The sequence below is a fragment of the uncultured Alloprevotella sp. genome (assembly GCF_963536905.1).
Lineage (GTDB): Bacteria > Bacteroidota > Bacteroidia > Bacteroidales > Bacteroidaceae > Alloprevotella.
The window spans coordinates 1-16,702 of the sequence record NZ_CAUTBW010000051.1 but is presented as its reverse complement, the minus strand read 5'-3'; the positions used below and the strand labels follow the sequence as shown (position 1 = coordinate 16,702).

15 protein-coding genes and 1 tRNA gene are annotated in these 16,702 nt (G+C 39.0%); 6 read left to right on the top strand and 10 right to left on the bottom strand.

The annotated features are described in order from the left end of the window. The first annotated feature begins 89 nt into the window (after positions 1 to 89). The 3 genes from ABLA33_RS08540 to ABLA33_RS08530 all read left to right on the top strand — a co-directional run bounded on the left by ABLA33_RS08540 (position 90) and on the right by ABLA33_RS08530 (position 1,654). Positions 90 to 554: a DUF4293 domain-containing protein gene (locus ABLA33_RS08540; protein WP_347719979.1), complete on the top strand. Its 465-nt coding sequence runs from the start codon at positions 90 to 92 to the stop codon at positions 552 to 554. An 82-nt stretch (positions 555 to 636) separates the two neighbouring features. Beyond that, positions 637 to 1,062: a single-stranded DNA-binding protein gene (locus ABLA33_RS08535; protein WP_311491142.1), complete on the top strand. Its 426-nt coding sequence runs from the start codon at positions 637 to 639 to the stop codon at positions 1,060 to 1,062. A 55-nt stretch (positions 1,063 to 1,117) separates the two neighbouring features. Then, positions 1,118 to 1,654: a 4'-phosphopantetheinyl transferase superfamily protein gene (locus ABLA33_RS08530; RefSeq protein ID WP_347719978.1), complete on the top strand. Its 537-nt coding sequence runs from the start codon at positions 1,118 to 1,120 to the stop codon at positions 1,652 to 1,654. A gap of 139 nt (positions 1,655 to 1,793) precedes the next feature. Here ABLA33_RS08530 and recG read toward each other — a convergent pair whose 3' ends face one another. Genes recG through ABLA33_RS08515 form a run of 3 tightly spaced genes read right to left on the bottom strand, consistent with a single transcriptional unit; the run spans position 1,794 to position 5,243 of the window. Further along, positions 1,794 to 3,926 carry an ATP-dependent DNA helicase RecG gene (gene recG, locus ABLA33_RS08525; RefSeq protein ID WP_347719980.1) on the bottom strand — a complete coding sequence of 711 codons (2,133 nt, stop codon included), beginning with the start codon at positions 3,924 to 3,926 and terminating at the stop codon, positions 1,794 to 1,796. A gap of 24 nt (positions 3,927 to 3,950) precedes the next feature. After that, a complete protein-coding gene (locus tag ABLA33_RS08520; RefSeq protein WP_347719977.1) occupies positions 3,951 to 4,493 on the bottom strand; it encodes a DJ-1 family glyoxalase III in 543 nt (180 codons plus the stop codon). 33 nt (positions 4,494 to 4,526) lie between these two features. Further along, a complete protein-coding gene (locus tag ABLA33_RS08515; RefSeq protein WP_347719976.1) occupies positions 4,527 to 5,243 on the bottom strand; it encodes a pyridoxine 5'-phosphate synthase in 717 nt (238 codons plus the stop codon). A 124-nt stretch (positions 5,244 to 5,367) separates the two neighbouring features. On the opposite strand from ABLA33_RS08515, the gene ABLA33_RS08510 reads away from it, so the two are divergent. From ABLA33_RS08510 to ABLA33_RS08500, 3 genes are all read left to right on the top strand, one after another. Then, on the top strand, positions 5,368 to 6,252 hold the full coding sequence (locus ABLA33_RS08510) for an NAD kinase (RefSeq protein ID WP_347719975.1): 885 nt from the start codon (positions 5,368 to 5,370) through the stop codon (positions 6,250 to 6,252). 5 nt (positions 6,253 to 6,257) lie between these two features. Further along, on the top strand, positions 6,258 to 7,937 hold the full coding sequence (locus tag ABLA33_RS08505; protein WP_347719974.1) for an ABC transporter ATP-binding protein: 1,680 nt from the start codon (positions 6,258 to 6,260) through the stop codon (positions 7,935 to 7,937). Between the two features lie 280 nt (positions 7,938 to 8,217). Beyond that, positions 8,218 to 8,291: transfer RNA gene (locus tag ABLA33_RS08500), tRNA-Thr, on the top strand. 76 nt (positions 8,292 to 8,367) lie between these two features. Here ABLA33_RS08500 and ABLA33_RS08495 read toward each other — a convergent pair. From ABLA33_RS08495 to ABLA33_RS08465, 7 genes are all read right to left on the bottom strand, one after another. Continuing rightward, positions 8,368 to 10,509 carry a DUF5686 family protein gene (locus ABLA33_RS08495; RefSeq protein WP_347719973.1) on the bottom strand — a complete coding sequence of 714 codons (2,142 nt, stop codon included), beginning with the start codon at positions 10,507 to 10,509 and terminating at the stop codon, positions 8,368 to 8,370. Positions 10,510 to 10,544: 35 nt separating this feature from the next. Then, positions 10,545 to 10,739 carry a hypothetical protein gene (locus ABLA33_RS08490; protein ID WP_311491149.1) on the bottom strand — a complete coding sequence of 65 codons (195 nt, stop codon included), beginning with the start codon at positions 10,737 to 10,739 and terminating at the stop codon, positions 10,545 to 10,547. Between the two features lie 26 nt (positions 10,740 to 10,765). After that, positions 10,766 to 12,994 carry a TGS domain-containing protein gene (locus tag ABLA33_RS08485; RefSeq protein ID WP_347719972.1) on the bottom strand — a complete coding sequence of 743 codons (2,229 nt, stop codon included), beginning with the start codon at positions 12,992 to 12,994 and terminating at the stop codon, positions 10,766 to 10,768. A gap of 90 nt (positions 12,995 to 13,084) precedes the next feature. Further along, positions 13,085 to 13,864, bottom strand: coding sequence for an NAD(+) diphosphatase (nudC, locus tag ABLA33_RS08480; protein ID WP_347719971.1), 780 nt, complete (start codon positions 13,862 to 13,864; stop codon positions 13,085 to 13,087). Positions 13,865 to 14,114: 250 nt separating this feature from the next. Then, positions 14,115 to 15,872: a phospho-sugar mutase gene (locus ABLA33_RS08475; protein ID WP_347719970.1), complete on the bottom strand. Its 1,758-nt coding sequence runs from the start codon at positions 15,870 to 15,872 to the stop codon at positions 14,115 to 14,117. Between the two features lie 21 nt (positions 15,873 to 15,893). Further along, a complete protein-coding gene (locus tag ABLA33_RS08470) occupies positions 15,894 to 16,286 on the bottom strand; it encodes a VOC family protein (RefSeq protein ID WP_347719969.1) in 393 nt (130 codons plus the stop codon). Between the two features lie 128 nt (positions 16,287 to 16,414). Next, positions 16,415 to 16,702 (bottom strand): hypothetical protein (locus ABLA33_RS08465; RefSeq protein ID WP_347719968.1); only part of this gene is annotated, 288 nt, incomplete at its 5' end.

Sequence of the window (16,702 nt, the reverse complement as noted above, 5' to 3'; positions counted from 1 at the left end):
AATTGCTATCGACGACTTCCTCCACGATAAAATCTATTATCGTAATCCGGCGAAGGAAAAAGACATGTTAGACTAAACCGTATTCAAGTATGTTACAACGCATTCAAAGCGTATATCTTCTATTGGCCGGATTGATTCCGGCCATAGCCTTATTCGCACCTTTAGCATTTTTCACCAAAGGAAATGGCTCATATATAATGATGGCAACAGGCTTTATGGCAGCTGAAATAGCGCCATACTCTGGTAGCTCTCAAATCCCTTGGGGAATCGGCACCTTTGCAGTGCTGACCATCATTCTTTCGTTGCTCAACATCTTCAAATACAAAAACAGATCACTGCAAATAAAACTCTGCAACTGGACGGTTTTATGTATTGTTTTGTTCTATGTGGCTTATGTTGCTTATTGCATCATCTTTAGTCAAAACACTGCAACAGAATTCACACCAGCTCTCTGTGCTGGTGCCCCTGCTCTCTCTCTCATCTTTGTTATCTTAGCAAAAATGGCAGTCAAACGTGATGAAGCACTCGTTAGAGCAGCCGACAGAATTAGATAAAATAAAACAATGCTAAAGTAGGCTTGGCACCAATAATTCAAACCTACTTTAGTTCTCCTATACCCCGATAAAACAAAGAGCCATGAGTCTCAACAAAGCTATGCTCATCGGCAATGTTGGAAAAGAACCCAATATCCGATATATAGACAACGGTGTTTGTACTGCCGCATTCCCTTTAGCCACAACTACTCCTGGTTATACTCTTCCCAATGGAACACAAGTACCAGAACGCACGGAATGGCACAACATTATGCTTTGGCGAAAATTGGCTGAAGTGGCAGAAAAATATGTACACAAAGGAGACAAACTCTACATTGAAGGAGAAATAAGGACAAGAAGTTATCAAGACAAAAAAGGCACAACACGATATATCACAGAAATTTGGGGAAAAGAAATGCAGATGCTTTCATCTAAACCCATAGTTGAATCAGCTCCTACAGGCAATACCGAAACAGATAAGCAAGAAGAGAATGCCACAACTTCTGACAAATCTTCACTTCCTTTCTGATGCGCCAGAGATCTCTTTTTGGCATGCCACCGAAACAGTAGAGTAACTTGTTCCTTTGCTCCCTGCAAAGAAACAATACAAAGAGGAAATAGAACAATTTGGAGCATTATTACGAAAAAAGGAAAGACTGGCAACTCGAGTACTCCTACACAGAGAATTAGGAGTAGAAGCTAACATCGACTATCTTCCCTCTCGCCGTCCAGTCCTCACCTTTCCTAAAAAAGAAATTAGCATTAGCCATTCACATAGCTATATAGCTTTCTCAACGGCAAAATTTCGCCACGGAATTGACATTGAAGTTTATGGTTCCAGAGCTTTGAAACTCCATAAAGCTTTCTTAAATGAATCAGAAGTTAAACTCTTAGCTAAAGAAGATTCAGAACAAATGGCCACTATGTTGTGGAGTGCAAAAGAGGCTGTCTATAAATTCGCTGACATACAAGGATTAGATTTCTCTAAAGATATTCTAGTCACAAACCACACTGCCGACACTCTGCATATATATCTTCCCCGTTTCAAGAAAGAAAGTATTGTTCATTATTTTTTTCTGCAAGATTTTGTCCTTACTTATGCCATACAAGGACATAAATAGAAATAGGAAAAATATCCTTATAGCATTTGTAAATATCCTTATAGCGTTAGCGTATGCTATAAGGATATTTACAAGCCTCCTTATTGTATTTTTATCTATCCTTTATAAGGTAGATGCCCGTTCTACAAAAGAAGCAAGCCTAACTAATTTCTGAAAAATTAGCTTTATTTTTTTTCAAGAGCTGCAGCTGCTGCCAAATAACAGTATTTTGTGGGAGATTTTCCTTTGGATCTTCTTCGAGAATTTTCTCAGCCACATGGCGTGCTTCTTCCATGAGATCGTTATCACGAAGAATATTTGCAATTTTCAAGTCGAAGGGCATTCCACTTTGTGCTGTTCCTTCTAAATCACCTGGCCCTCTAAGCTTCATATCTTCTTCTGCAATTTCAAAACCGTCATTGGTGTCGCACATAATTTGCAAACGACGACGCGTATCTTCTGAAAGTTGAGGTCTCGAAACTAGGACGCAATAACTTTGCTCTGCTCCTCGTCCTACTCGTCCCCTTAACTGATGCAACTGAGATAAGCCAAAACGCTCTGCATTCATAATAACCATAACACTAGCATTAGGAACATTCACGCCCACCTCTATTACCGTCGTTGATATTAGTATTTGCGTTTCATTATGGATAAAAGCCTGCATTGCAGCATCTTTTGTGTCGCTCTTCATCTGTCCGTGAACAAGTCCCACCTTGAAGTCTGGAAACCACGCTTGAAACTGTTGCGCCCCCTTTTCTGCATCTTGAAGATCTAGTTTCTGACTTTCTTTTACAAGAGGATATACCACATATACTTGACGTCCCAATTGTAATTGATAACGAATACCATCTATCAATTTCTCCAAACTATTTGTGTAGTAATGGACCGTAGAAATGGGTTTTCTCCCAGGTGGTAGTTCATCTAAAATAGAGACATCCAAATCACCATAAACAGTCATCGCCAAAGTACGAGGAATGGGCGTTGCTGTCATCACTAAGATATGTGGTGCACGATGATTCTTTTGCCAAAGGGCTGCCCTCTGCTTCACGCCAAAACGATGTTGTTCATCGATTACAGCAAGACCTAAATTTTGGAAATGAACTGTAGGTTCTATCAAAGCGTGTGTACCAATAAGAATTTTTACGCTTCCTGTTGAAACTTCTTCTAGAATTTTTTTCCGTGTTTTTCCCTTAACGCTTCCTGTAAGAAGTTCAACACGAAGAGGCATACCTTTCACGAGTGACTTAATTGTTGCACAATGTTGCTCTGCAAGTATCTCTGTAGGGGCCATGATGCAAGTTTGGAAATCATTATCAATCGCTATTAAGCAACACATCAATGCAACAATGGTCTTACCACTGCCCACATCTCCCTGAAGCAAACGATTCATTTGTGCTCCACTGTTCAGATCGCTTCGTATTTCTTTTATGACTCGCTTTTGGGCTCCTGTCAGAGAAAAAGGCAAGAAATCATTATAGAAAGAAAGAAAATTCTTTCCGATATACGCAAAATTAAATCCAACAAATTTATTTTTCCGACCTTTACGATAATGGAGAATATCAAGCTGAAGATAGAACAACTCCTCAAACTTCAAGCGATGAAGCGCTAAAGGCAACTCTTCTGAAGAAGTAGGAAAATGTGCTGCGCGTAAGGCTGAGTATAAACCTACTAACTGATTTCGATGTATTAGATAATCGGGCAATGTTTCTTGTAACTGCCCTTTCGGTATCAAATCAAAGGCATTATGAATGAGTTTTGCCAAGATCTTTGAAGTGAAATTGGCTTTCTTCATCTTTTCGGGAATAGAATAGATAGGTTGTAATCCTAAATTTGGATTAGATGTGCTAGGCTCAATCTCGTCGAGCTCTGGATGAGCAAAAGAGTACGTCTGACGATAAAGATTAGGCTTACCTAATAAAAGATAAGTGTAGCCTATTTTATAATTCTCTGTCACAAAGTTCAATCCGCCAAACCATACAAGTTCCACATATCCCGTCCCATCTGTAAATACAGCTTTCAGACGACGCTTCCTCCCCTTTCCCTCATCTGAAAAATCTACGATTTGACCTTTTAACTGGATATACGGAATAGCACTTTCCACCTGCAGAGCTCCCTCAGGAATAACCGAAGCCATCTCACGTATAGTATAGATTCTACTACGGTCTATATACCGATAGGGAAATGTATAAAGTAAATCCCCAACGGTTTCAATACCCAGACTATCCTTAAGAATTTTAGCTCGTCCAGGCCCAACCCCTTTTAGATATTTAATGTCTTGAGAAAGAATCTGCACCTGCTGTATTTTCTTTATCACTCTTTATTCCAGTATCATTCCTTGGCGCATCTTCTTCACTACATCGCGAGAAATAAAACGTTTCAAAATGGCAAAAGCAAAATCCATTGCGGCACCAGGACCGCGTCCTGTAATAATATTGCCATCTTCCTCTACAAGAGCCGTAGAATGAATAGCTCCTGGTAGTTGCCCTTCAAAACCAGGATAGCATGTTGCTTTACGCTCTTTAAGAATACCGGCTGCAGACAAAACTATAGGGCCAGCACAAATAGCACAAACCAAACGTTCTGCAGCATTTTGGGTTTGAAGAGCTTTGCGTAACGCCAAGTTGTCACGTAAGTTTGATGCTCCAGGCATTCCTCCAGGAATAATTATAGCTTCGGAATCCGATAGATCAATGGAGTCTAATGTTGCATCTGCCACAACTCTAACACCATGGGAACTTTTCACTTCAAGCCCACTACTTATGCTAACAAGCTGTACATCTAGTCCTGCACGTCGCAACACATCTAACGGTGTTAAAGCTTCTATATCTTCAAAACCATTTGCTAAGAAAATATGAATCATATTATTTCCTCTTTTTATTAAGACATTACTAGCTTAATCTTGAAGACAAGCTAGATACTGATGAATGGTTTCTTTTAATCCTAAATATAAAGCATCGCAAATAAGAGCGTGCCCAATACTTACTTCATCTAGCCAAGGAATCTGTTGATGAAAATATCGTAAGTTATGCAAGCTTAAATCGTGTCCCGCATTCAATCCTAGTCCTATTTCCTTAGCATAGGTTGCAGCTTCAAGAAAATCTGTTATAGCAACTTCTGGGTTTTGCACATAAGTGGCGGCATAAGGCTCTGTATATAGTTCTACCCGATCTGCGCCTGCACGTTTTGAGAATTCAATCATTCTCTTATCTGCTGATACAAAGAAACTTACACGAAATTTTTTTTCATGAAAATGAGCTGCTATATCCATGAGAAAATCTAAATACTTCTCAGTATCCCATCCCGCATTAGACGTTAATTGGTCTGGTTTGTCTGGCACTAGGGTAACTTGATTTGGCTTTACCTCACATACTAGTTTGACAAATTCCTCGGAAGGATAGCCTTCAATATTAAATTCGGTTGTCAGAAGAGATCTCAATTCGTAGACATCATTATAACGAATATGCCGCTCATCAGGACGAGGATGTACTGTAATACCTTGAGCACCAAATCTCTCACAATCTTTTGCAACTTTCAAGAGATCTGGATTATTTCCTCCTCGAGCATTGCGTAGAGTAGCCACTTTATTTATGTTCACACTCAACTTTGTCATAGCAATCTACTTTTATATTGAAAAATAATGCGTATCTTCGCTCCGTTTCAAAATGCGAAAATAGAAAATTTATTTGAATTTCCGGATATCGCTGAAATGTTTATAGTTAACATCAGGTAAGTAAATGGAGGAAAAACAAATTAAAATAGCCCTTTTTGGTAATGCTAATCAAGTAAAGAAAGGAAATTATATAAAAGAACTCTTACAGAAATTAACTGATAAAGGAATAATTATCTGTATAGAGCATCAGTTTGCCCAATTCATCTCAAAAACTTTACAATTAAATATTAATGATTTTCAACAATTTATTTCTTATCAAGAAACACAAGCAAATCTTGTCATCTCAGTGGGAGGTGACGGAACGTTGTTACGCACTGCTGCTGCTATCGGCAATAGCATAACACCAATTTTAGGTATAAATACGGGGCATTTAGGGTTTCTTGCAGATGTAAATCCCGCAAATATTGATACAACTATCGAGGCGTTTCTGAATGGATACTACACGATAGAAGAGCGTAGCCTTCTATCCGTAGAATCGACACAGAATCTATCTGTTTATCCCTACGCTCTCAACGAAGTTGCCATATTAAAATTCGACAATTCAGCCTTAATCCAAGTAACAGCAGAAGTTGATGGAAATTTACTCACATCTTATCTAGCAGACGGACTTATTATCTGCACACCAACAGGTTCTACTGGATATTCACTGAGTGTGAATGGTCCTATTATTTCTCCTTATTCCAAAACTTTTTGCATAGCTCCGATTGCTCCCCATAGTCTGAATATTCGCCCAGTTATTGTGGATGATAGTTCTGTTATAACATTAAAAGTTACATCGCGCACACAAAAGTTTCTTATGGCCATAGATGGTCGTAGTCAAGTGATGGACGAGACTGCAACAATCGTTCTTAAAAAAGCCCCATACACTATTAGAGTTATGAAAATAAAACACCAACACTTCTTTGATACGTTGCGCGACAAAATGGGTTGGGGAGCAGATCAGAGATAAAATTCATGCAAATACCTTTCTTTCATAAAAAACGATTTTCGGCAGAAGGAAAAAAACTTCTTTCTTATCGTGTCCTATCCCAATGGTTATGGCGAACAAGTGCGGGATATAGACTGCAAGCTACCATCAATACCATAATCGGTATAATCTTAGTTCTAACAGATCTTGCCTTTGTTTGGGGAACTAAATGGGCTGTTGATATTGCAACAAATAGCAACAACAAATCTCTAAAGCCTGCTATACTTTTCTTGGGCTGTATCATTATCATACAAATACTATTGGGAATAACCTCACGATGGATTAGAGCCATTCTTGGGGTAAAAGCGCAAAACAAGATGCAGCACGATGCTTTTTCTCACTTGCTACGAAGCGATTGGAAAAGTATGCAACAGTTTCATACAGGAAACTTAATCAACCGTATAGAAACAGACGTCAATAATATTATTGGATTTATCACAGAAAGCATCCCTTCACTTTTCACAACTATCTTCCAATTTATTGGTGCTTTCCTTTTTTTATTCTATATGGATAAAACGCTGGCCTGCGTGATTGTCTTGGTCGTTCCGTTCTTTCTTATCAGCAGCAAACTATATGTACGCAAGATGCGAACATTAACACGAACTGTTCGCGAAACAGAAAGCAAGATCCAAAGTATCATACAAGAGAGCCTACAACACACAATGGTCATTAAGACCTTGGGACGTACACAAACAATGCTAGAAAAACTCTCTACAACTCAAAGACAACTCCGGAAAGAAATTGTGAGTAAAACAAAATATGCCACAATTTCTTCCAGTTTAATGAATGCAGGATTCGCGACTGGCTATCTCCTTACCTTCACATGGGGAGCTGTGAGTTTGCATAGAGGTCTTATTACCTATGGAGCATTGATTGCATTTATACAACTAGTATCCCAAATACAAGGCCCAGTAAAACAACTCACTCGCTTCATTCCGGTATTTATAAGTTCCTTTACTGCCACAGAGCGCCTCATCGAATTAGATAATATCCCTCTGGAACGAAATGAGAAAGATTTACGAGTGGAGTCATCAGCAGGAATAAGCATAGATAACCTAACATTTTGCTACTCGAAAACGTCACGTAAGATTTTCGATAATTTTAGTTTTACCTTTCCAGCGGGTAGCATTACTTCAATTTTAGGAGAAACAGGCAGTGGGAAAACAACACTTATCAGATTATTATTATCCCTCATTGCACCAAAAGCAGGGAATATCACCTTACAAGATAAGAAGAAGGTATTTCCAATTAGCCCAGAAACACGTTGTAACTTTGCCTATGTGCCACAGGGAAATACTCTTCTTAGCGGAAGCATACGAGAAAACTTACTACTAGGTTCACCTTTAGCTTCAGAAGAAGAGATGAAACAAGCACTTGAAGATGCTGCAGCAGAATTCGTCCTCTCCCTTCCAGAGGGGCTCGACACTATTTGCGGAGAAATGGGACATGGATTATCTGAAGGTCAGGCTCAACGCATAGCCATCGCGAGAGCTTTGCTAAATCCAGCTCCAGTTCTTTTGTTAGATGAGGCAACGAGTGCGCTTGACGCAGAAACCGAAAGTCGTGTTATCAAAAGAATTATTCAGAAATACCAAAATCGGACAATTATCTTTGTAACACATCGCCCAGAAATTCTCAAATATTCCACACAAACTCTTTTTCTTTAGTTGCAAAGAGATTTTCCCAAGATTTTTCCAATAAATTCTCTTTTTGTTTTATCACTCTATATGCTAAAAATCAACATTTTAACCTCTACAAACCAATATCCTCTCCCATTTAGTAAGAAAAAAAAAGAATAAAAGATTTGGTAGTTAAAAAGAAAGTAGTACCTTTGCAATCGCAAACGGGAAAGTGCCGTGCGGCCAGCTCCCTACAAACCCCCCAGGGCTTGATCGCAGCAAGGGTAGTTGGTTGTAGCGGTGCGATACGGAGAGCTTTCCCACCCCCGCCTCTTTAGCTCAGTTGGCCAGAGCACGTGATTTGTAATCTCGGGGTCGTTGGTTCGAATCCGACAAGAGGCTCAAAAGACACTTAGCTTTAACTAAGTGTCTTTTCTTTTTATTTATAATATTCTTTTGACACTATTTGTTCAGCTTTTCACCAGTGGAGGACTGCACGCCCTCCTATCCCCGTTTTTAAGTGATTTCCTAAAGATACAAAGCCACTTAGGTCCAGTATGGGAGTTGCTATGCCATAACCTAATTCACAATAGGCAGATAAAGAACGTAAGGTTACAAAATTTAGGTATATGCGCTCCTTTTCTATATATCGAGTCAATCCAGGCAAACGTGAGAAAAGTAACATTGGGCTTTCATAAGCAATGGAAGTCTTAACATAATAAGGACTATCATTATACCAATGATTCCCTAACAGATAAAAACGACCAGACATTTCATCAGCCCAATCACTCAAAATATTCTCATCGCGAAAGAGATCATAATCTATAAAAGCCTGCCGACTCTTATTCAAGAAGAATCCTGAACCTATACGGAAGAACAATGTTCTTAGAGCATACAATCTGTGGGCATATTGAACATCTACTTCATAACGTTCGTAGCTACATTGAAAACTCTTCGTATGTAGCCCTCGCTCATAGTCCAGCCTAAAAGTTGGCCATTTACTATAAAGAGGTATTTTTCTTTCTTCTTTGCGATAATAATACAAAGCTGGTGTCCACTCCAAACGAAGGTGTGGAGCAAAAGAATAGAGGGATTTTGAAAAATAGCTAAGCAACCGTTCTTTCATCCATGGCAGTTGAACATCATTAAGAACTAAACAACGACGATGGAAATTCAGACCTGTTGTTATTTTCAAGCCAATTTTCGGTTGAAAAGAGAAATATAACTTAGAGTAGATATCTCGATAATTTGTAAAAATATCATTCCTCGAAAGATTTATTAGTTCACTTCCCGCATGGTTTTGTTCAAGCTGCCGACGAAAATAATCAGCTTGCTGCTTTGAATAAGTATAATTTCCCGAACCAACTTCAAAGCGTAAATGGGCCTCCCAAACAGGTAAGAAACTATAATCAAGTGGCAAACGCCAATAGAGTTTCCTCTCTTTGAAACTATAACTTAGCTTTGGAAACCAAACAATTTGCTGCTTAGTTCTAAGATTGAAAGAAATTTTCAAACGAGTTTGTACCTGCAAACCTTTTCGATGACTCCATGCAAACATTTCTGGAGTAATAATTGCTGGAAGTCGCAAAGAATTTGAGCCAAAACTTATATGATGCCGATCAAGAAAGAGATCCTCCATATCACTCCAAGAAAAACGTTTTTTCTTGACCGTGATATTAGAATCTATCTTCGTGGTATCCGTCAGAAGGGAAACCGAAGAAGACTCTCTCCACAAAGGAGTTTTTAGTCTATTAACGCAGTTCGTATCAACTCGTAGATAATAAAGATGAGTTAAGTCGAATGTCTTATTACTGGCAATAGAAATTTGTTTATTTACAGAGAAGTCATACTTAATACTAACGTCATACTTAGCTTTTAAGCGATTCCCTAGCAAGTTTAGGTTTAAATAGATTTGCAGTTGGTAGGGAAATAGACAAGCGAGACCTGTACGAGGAACCCTCCCAACAACTCGGATGTTCATAGCATCATAATAGAAAGACAAGTCAAAATTAGTAACAGCTCCTGTCCCTATGTCCACATCATATATTCCTTCAACTAGTTGTGTATTTCTAAATCGTGGTCGCACTTCTACATGAGCACATTCTCGTCCTCCCTCTGTAAAACGATAGCATAATTCATAGGTATAATACCTTCTATTTTGTCCGTTAAAAGGTGAAAGGATATTATCTGTAAAAATCTGAGAAGAATAAAGAGATAAACTAAAACGCTGACGAATTATATCCGAAGTATTACGGAGTCGAGGAAGATTAGAATAAAATTCAATCTCTTTAATATCTACCGCTCCATTTGCATGATGCTGAAGGAACATCCGACTTTGAGTTTCATATTCATTATCTCCTCTTTCAAAAGTAAAAAGTCCACGAATCCAACGTGTAACAACATTACTCCGATGAGTCTGCAGATGACAACGAGCCTCAATAGAAGCAGCGTATTCCTTGGCAGAGAGTGAATATCTAGAGGGGAATGTATAAGTTAGTCGACAAAGAGAATCCATCGATACCGCCCTAGCCTGCAATATTTGAAAGCAAAAAGAAAAACAGATAAAAAGAAAGCAAATGTATCCTAGCCTCACCTCACTAAAGAAGTGAACCTTTAACATTATCGTTCTTAGCACTATTTTGTTACTCTCTATTTTCAATCTTCAAGATATCTTCTAAATTCCGATTTAGCTTCACGAATTTGTTCGTCAGTGAGAGAGTAAGACTGATTAACAAGCCATTTGCTAAAAGCTGCAAGAGCCTTAGTTTTCATTACGGCTCGACCTGTTCTAACTCCACTTTGAAAACTATGAGAAGGTAACAGATTTCTATTAAAATTTCCGTCAGACATATTTATGTAATTCTTCTATTTCATACTTAAGAACGGGAGACAGCTTTAACTCCTCTTACTGCCCTCAACTTACGAATTAAGGCATTGAGCACTTGTGTGTCATCTACTAAAATTGTAAGCATACCACTAAACAACCCTTCGTGAGAATCTATATTGATACTGCGAAGCATAATATGTTCCTCCTTTGAAATAACAGATGTTATATTATTGACAATACCTAAATCGTCTTGGCCTATCACATTAAGCACAATAGGATATTGTCCCTTCCCCTTTCCTGCCCAACGAGCACGTACAATCCTGTAGGGAAAACGCATACGGAGAGCTGGAGCATTAGGACAATTATTTCGGTGTATCTTGATACCTCCACCCACTGTAACAAAGCCGAAGACTTCGTCTCCATAGACAGGGTTACAGCAATGAGCCATTTGAAAATGCAAACCTTTGAGCTCATTGTCAATAACCAAGACATCATCTGGTATTGTTATATTTGCAGCCAATTTTTTTTCAAGATTGAACTCTTCGGCACTGCGTTGCACAAGATGATCTGATGAATTTTGATTACGGTTAAGAATCTCAAGATATTGTTCTATTACAGCATTCAGATCTAAGCGATTATCTGCAATAGATTTGTAAAACTCATTAGCTTCTTTGAAACCTAATTTCTTTATCGTTATATTCCAAGCTGATTCGTCCCAAGTAATCTTCCGGTTCTTCAACTTACGCTCCAACACCTCTCGAGCAAAATTCCCATCAGTAGCCTGCAAGTCATTCACACTAGAACGTATCTTTGCCTTTGCACGTGAGGATACTACCCAATTAACCCACTCCAACTTCGGAGTTTGAGTCGTAGATGTTATAATCTCTACCTTCTGGCCACTTTCTAAGGGCTGACGTATTGACACATTACGCCCACCTATACGAGCTCCTACGCAATGATCACCCACATTGGTGTGTATCAAATAGGCAAAATCTAGAACGATAGCTCCCTCTGGAAGTTTGTACAAATCTCCCTTGGGAGAAAATACATAGACAGAGCCTTCATGAAGATCAGAACCTAAACTCTTCGACAACTGCGATTCATCACCTTGCTCTAGAGCTTCTCGAATATTGGCTAACCAAGTATCAACCCCTCTATCCGAAGCCTTGATACCTTTGTAACGCCAATGTGCAGCCAAACCATGTTCTGCTATTTCGTCCATACGAGACGTGCGGATTTGTACCTCCACCCATTTATCTTCTGGACCACGCACTGTTATATGAAGACTTTCATACCCATTGCTCTTAGGGACAGTAAGCCAATCTCGTAGACGACGTAAATTCGACTCATACTTATATGTTATAAGTGAAAAGACCTTCCAACAAAGTTCTTTTTCTTTTTCAAAAGGAGCATCTATAATTACTCGAATTGCAAACAAATCATAGACGCCCTCAAAAGAACAATGTTGCTTCTTCATCTTTTGCCAAATAGAGTGAATACTTTTTGTGCGCCCTTTTATATGACAAGAGATTCCCTCTTCTTTCAAACGTTCACGCAATGGAGCTATGAATCGTTCGATATAAGAGTCACGTGCACGCTTTGTAGCATTGAGTTTTTCTTTTATATGATAGTATGCCTCAGACTCCATATACTTTAGACTCAGATCTTCTAATTCACTTTTCAGCGTATAAAGACCTAACTTATGAGCCAAAGGTGCATAAATGTAAGCAGCTTCAATTGACAAAATCCGCTTAGATTCCTCATTTTGTACATTCCGAACCAAGCGCATTTTATTCACGCAATCAGCTATAAGCAGAAGAATCACACGCATATCTCCACATTGGGCCACAAAGAGATTGCGAAAACTATCTGTTTCCATGGTTTCAATCTTTGTATCCAACAAATTCTCGATACGAAGAAAAGCATGTAGTGCAATTCTAACATCACTACCAAAAACTTTCTCCACCTCATCTAACTTGGTAGTTTCAAAGACTAATGAACGAAGGATACAAGCCACAAGGGCATGGCCCCGCAATCCTATTTCAGAAGAAGCAAGAAGGCAAGCTTGCAAACTTAGTACAACTCGATTCAGCCCAAAGACATCTTCAGTAACAGCCCCTTCAGCCATTCTTTTTTTCAAAAAAGTCCGGATTTTTTCAGCATCTTTGAAGGAAAGTCCTAAATGTCTCATATGAGCCAAGGCCCAAATTGCGCGGTGAGCTTCTAGCGAATGACCATCTTTCCGGATCCCGCATATATAATTATCCAATCTTTGCATATCTGCTATAAACTTTTATGTAATAGAGCGTAAAGAGGTTCTTATAATACACTTAACGTTAAGAGCAACTCAAAAAGTATATAAAATATCTTAGAATCCATCGACATCTAAATCATGTCCACTTTGTTCCTTCACAAAACTGTCTATCAACATCCGTGCTATTGAAAGTTTGGATGGAATATTTGGTAAATTATCCGACTTAAACCATCCTCCTTTTGTCAATTCAGAACGCTGTATTTGTATTTCTCCACTAACATAGTCTGCCTTAAAACCGATCATCAATCCTGATGGGTAAGGCCAAGGTTGATTACCAAAATAGCGGATATTGTCTATTTCTATATGTGTTTCCTCTCTCACTTCTCTGCGCACACAATCTTCCAAAGTTTCTCCTGTTTCAACAAAGCCTGCAACCAATCCCATATAATCAGCACGGAATTTATTACTCTGTACTAAAAGAATCTCATCGTTACGCTGCACAGCCACTATGATGGCCACAGCTAAAGAAGGCCAAACTTCTTTGCCACAACAAGTGCAACGCTTAGATATATCTGTATGAAACTTCATTGGTGCTCCACAAACTCCACAAAACTTTGTATTTGTATCCCAGTATTGCAATTCATAGGCTTTCCCTGCCATGAGATAATCCGAAAGTGAAAGAATTGAATAGGATTGGCGCAATCCAACCATCTGAAAACCACTCTCTGATATAGGCACATCTATAGACACCCAACAGCAAGGAATACCGTCCATCTTTGGGAGAGGATGAGTTTTTTGCCAATCTTCAAGGAGTATAGGAGGAGTATTTCCAATGGGTAAAGTCCCTTTATCAGTCAATAATAATTGATCTCTACAAAAAATGAAGTATTTCATATACTATCACTCTGAACAGAAACAAGTTTTTAGAAAGAGTCTTCTTGCCCCTTCACAACCATAAAAACACAGAAACAAGTAGGTCGCAGTCATCATATAGAAGCCACAGAGCTCTAACTGACAAATACGTCTTACCTGTTATAGTCCCAACCATAAAACTGCCCAGGCAATGAGATTTCGGACAGTCCAGCTAGTATCATTGAATAATAAAGAGGAGGGAAAAGAAGATCTCCTTCCCCTCCTTTCTAAGTTATTCGTTAATATTCAAATTTTTCACAATAGCAGCCACTTTGACATCAGCCTGTTGGCATGCTTGGTCATATTCAGCAGCAGAAGCAAGATCACCTTTAACTTCAATATAGAATTTAATTTTAGGTTCAGTACCACTGGGGCGAACACTAATTTTTGTACCATCTTCAGTGAACCATTGCAGTACATTGCTAGCCTCTGGCATGTCGAGCGGAGTAACTTGACCATCAGCACCATAAACCTTCAATTCTTGATAATCTTTAGTCACAAGGACCTTAGACCCAGCAAGAACACTAGGACGATTATTGCGGAAATCTACCATCATAGCCTGGATTTCATCAGCTCCACTCTTTCCTGGACGTACAACATTGATTGTTTTGTTATAAGAAAAACCATACTCTGCATAAAGATCCATCAAAACATCATAAAGCGTTTTACCTTGATCCTTTGCCCAAGCACAGATTTCTGCTAACAAAGAACAAGCACTTACTGCATCCTTGTCACGACAGAAGTCCTCAGCCATGAAGCCATAACTCTCTTCCCCTCCACCGATATATTGCATATCACCTTCATCTTGGTGCAACCGGACCTCACGAGCAATCCATTTAAAACCGGTATAACAGTCGAAGAAGCCCAATCCGTTCTTTACAGCCATATCGTGAATGGTTTCATTAGTAACAATTGTCTTAACGATGAATTCATTACCCTTCATTAAACCACGTGCAATACGATTTTTTATAATGTAGTAAAGGAAGAGCATACAAGTCTGATTACCATTTATAAGGACCCATTCTCCTCTATCATTTTTGCAAGCCATACCTACACGGTCAGCATCTGGATCAGAAGCCATCACAATGTCTGCATCAATACTCTTTGCCAACTTCAGAGCTAAAGTCAAGGCTTCCCCATTTTCAGGATTTGGGCTCTTCACCGTTGGAAAATTGCCATCGCGCACCATCTGTTCTGCAACAGTATGAACATTGTTAAAGCCCCACATCTTGAGACTCTGTGGAATAAGCATCATACCAGTGCCATGCAACGGAGTGTAAACAATCTTCAAGTCTGACTGACGACGAATCACATCAGGATCAATGCTCAACGTGTGCACTTTTTGCAAAAATTCTTCATCCATTTCTTTACCCAGCGTTTTGATAAGTGCTGGATTAGCCTCGAAACGCACATCAGCCACCGTAACACGTGTTACCTCATCAATGATACCTGTATCGTGCGGAGAAAGAACTTGTGCACCATCTTCCCAATATGCTTTGTAACCATTATATTCTTTCGGATTGTGAGAAGCTGTTACAACAACACCACTCTGACATCCCAAGCGACGAATGGCATACGACATCTCTGGCGTTGGTCGCATATCCTCAAATAAGTAGACCTGGATACCATTAGCAGAGAAAACTGCTGCACAAGTCTCTGCAAAAAGACGGCTATTATTACGACAATCGTGCCCAACAACAACGCTGATAGTTTTTCTGTCAGCAAAGCTACGTTTCAGATAGTTAGATAAACCTTGAGTCGCAGCTCCTACCGTATAAACATTCATACGATTGGTGCCAGCTCCCATGATACCACGCAAACCACCTGTACCAAATTCAAGATTCTTATAGAATGACTCGATGAGCTCAGTCTTATCTGGATTTGCCACCATTTCGCTTACAGCACGACGAGTTTCTTTGTCATAAAGGTTTGAAGACATCCATTCCTGTGCTTTTGCAATGCAGTCGTCAATCAATTGTTGATTTTCCATAATCTGAATATTTTATTTGTTTTATTTGTTTACTTGATTTTCAGCTGGAAGTATCTCGATCCAATAACCATCGGGATCTTGAATAAAATATAGTCCCATCTCTAAATTCTCATAACAGAGACATCCCATCTCTCTATGCTGTTCTCTAACAGCAGCGTAGTCTCCTTCAACTCTCACACAGAGATGAAATTCACATTCGCCCAAATTATACTCTTGAGGGTGATCGCGCAGCCAAGTTAATTCCAAACGAAAAGAAGAGTGACCATCTCCCAAATACACAATTTTGAATTGTCCTTCTGGACCATCGATTTCTCCTACTGGAACAAAGCCTAAAGCCTCTCGATAAAACATCAAAGAACGTGACAAATTTGTCACATTAAAGTTGAAATGATCAAAGTATCCTTGGATTTCCATATAATAGTAATATTTATAAAGCGAAGTTACATCAAAAGACACAAAAGAACAAACTACTTTATAAAAAGTTCCTACTTATGAGCCAAGAATTAGACAAAATAAACAATAGGACTAATACAACAACAACCTTATTCCATCGTCATAAAAAGTTGGACAACTGTGTAATCTGCTACTATGAGATTTGGAAACTGAAAATTTGAAATAGTTATATCAACTCTATATGTGTCAGAATAAAAGGTCCCATTAGTCTTATCCAGACTTTTATTGTCATTCACAAATACAATAAGGGCGTCAGCTGATAGCCTTATTTCGTCAGCCTGCGTCCTTATTGCATTTTCAGACACAATAAGGATATTTATGATTATATTGCTGTCCGGTAAACTTCCAAACGGCACAAGAAAGCTTCCCGAAGCCCT

What these genes read in the sequence shown, in the direction of transcription:
- ABLA33_RS08515 (WP_347719976.1), bottom strand. Translation starts at nt 5,243, where the DNA reads ATGACAAAGTTGAGTGTGAACATAAATAAAGTGGCTACTCTACGCAAT.
- nudC (WP_347719971.1), bottom strand. Translation starts at nt 13,864, where the DNA reads ATGAAATACTTCATTTTTTGTAGAGATCAATTATTATTGACTGATAAA.
- ABLA33_RS08535 (WP_311491142.1), top strand. Translation starts at nt 637, where the DNA reads ATGAGTCTCAACAAAGCTATGCTCATCGGCAATGTTGGAAAAGAACCC.
- ABLA33_RS08540 (WP_347719979.1), top strand. Translation starts at nt 90, where the DNA reads ATGTTACAACGCATTCAAAGCGTATATCTTCTATTGGCCGGATTGATT.
- ABLA33_RS08485 (WP_347719972.1), bottom strand. Translation starts at nt 12,994, where the DNA reads ATGCAAAGATTGGATAATTATATATGCGGGATCCGGAAAGATGGTCAT.
- ABLA33_RS08470 (WP_347719969.1), bottom strand. Translation starts at nt 16,286, where the DNA reads ATGGAAATCCAAGGATACTTTGATCATTTCAACTTTAATGTGACAAAT.
- ABLA33_RS08510 (WP_347719975.1), top strand. Translation starts at nt 5,368, where the DNA reads ATGGAGGAAAAACAAATTAAAATAGCCCTTTTTGGTAATGCTAATCAA.
- ABLA33_RS08505 (WP_347719974.1), top strand. Translation starts at nt 6,258, where the DNA reads ATGCAAATACCTTTCTTTCATAAAAAACGATTTTCGGCAGAAGGAAAA.
- ABLA33_RS08475 (WP_347719970.1), bottom strand. Translation starts at nt 15,872, where the DNA reads ATGGAAAATCAACAATTGATTGACGACTGCATTGCAAAAGCACAGGAA.
- ABLA33_RS08495 (WP_347719973.1), bottom strand. Translation starts at nt 10,509, where the DNA reads ATGTTAAAGGTTCACTTCTTTAGTGAGGTGAGGCTAGGATACATTTGC.
- ABLA33_RS08490 (WP_311491149.1), bottom strand. Translation starts at nt 10,739, where the DNA reads ATGTCTGACGGAAATTTTAATAGAAATCTGTTACCTTCTCATAGTTTT.
- ABLA33_RS08520 (WP_347719977.1), bottom strand. Translation starts at nt 4,493, where the DNA reads ATGATTCATATTTTCTTAGCAAATGGTTTTGAAGATATAGAAGCTTTA.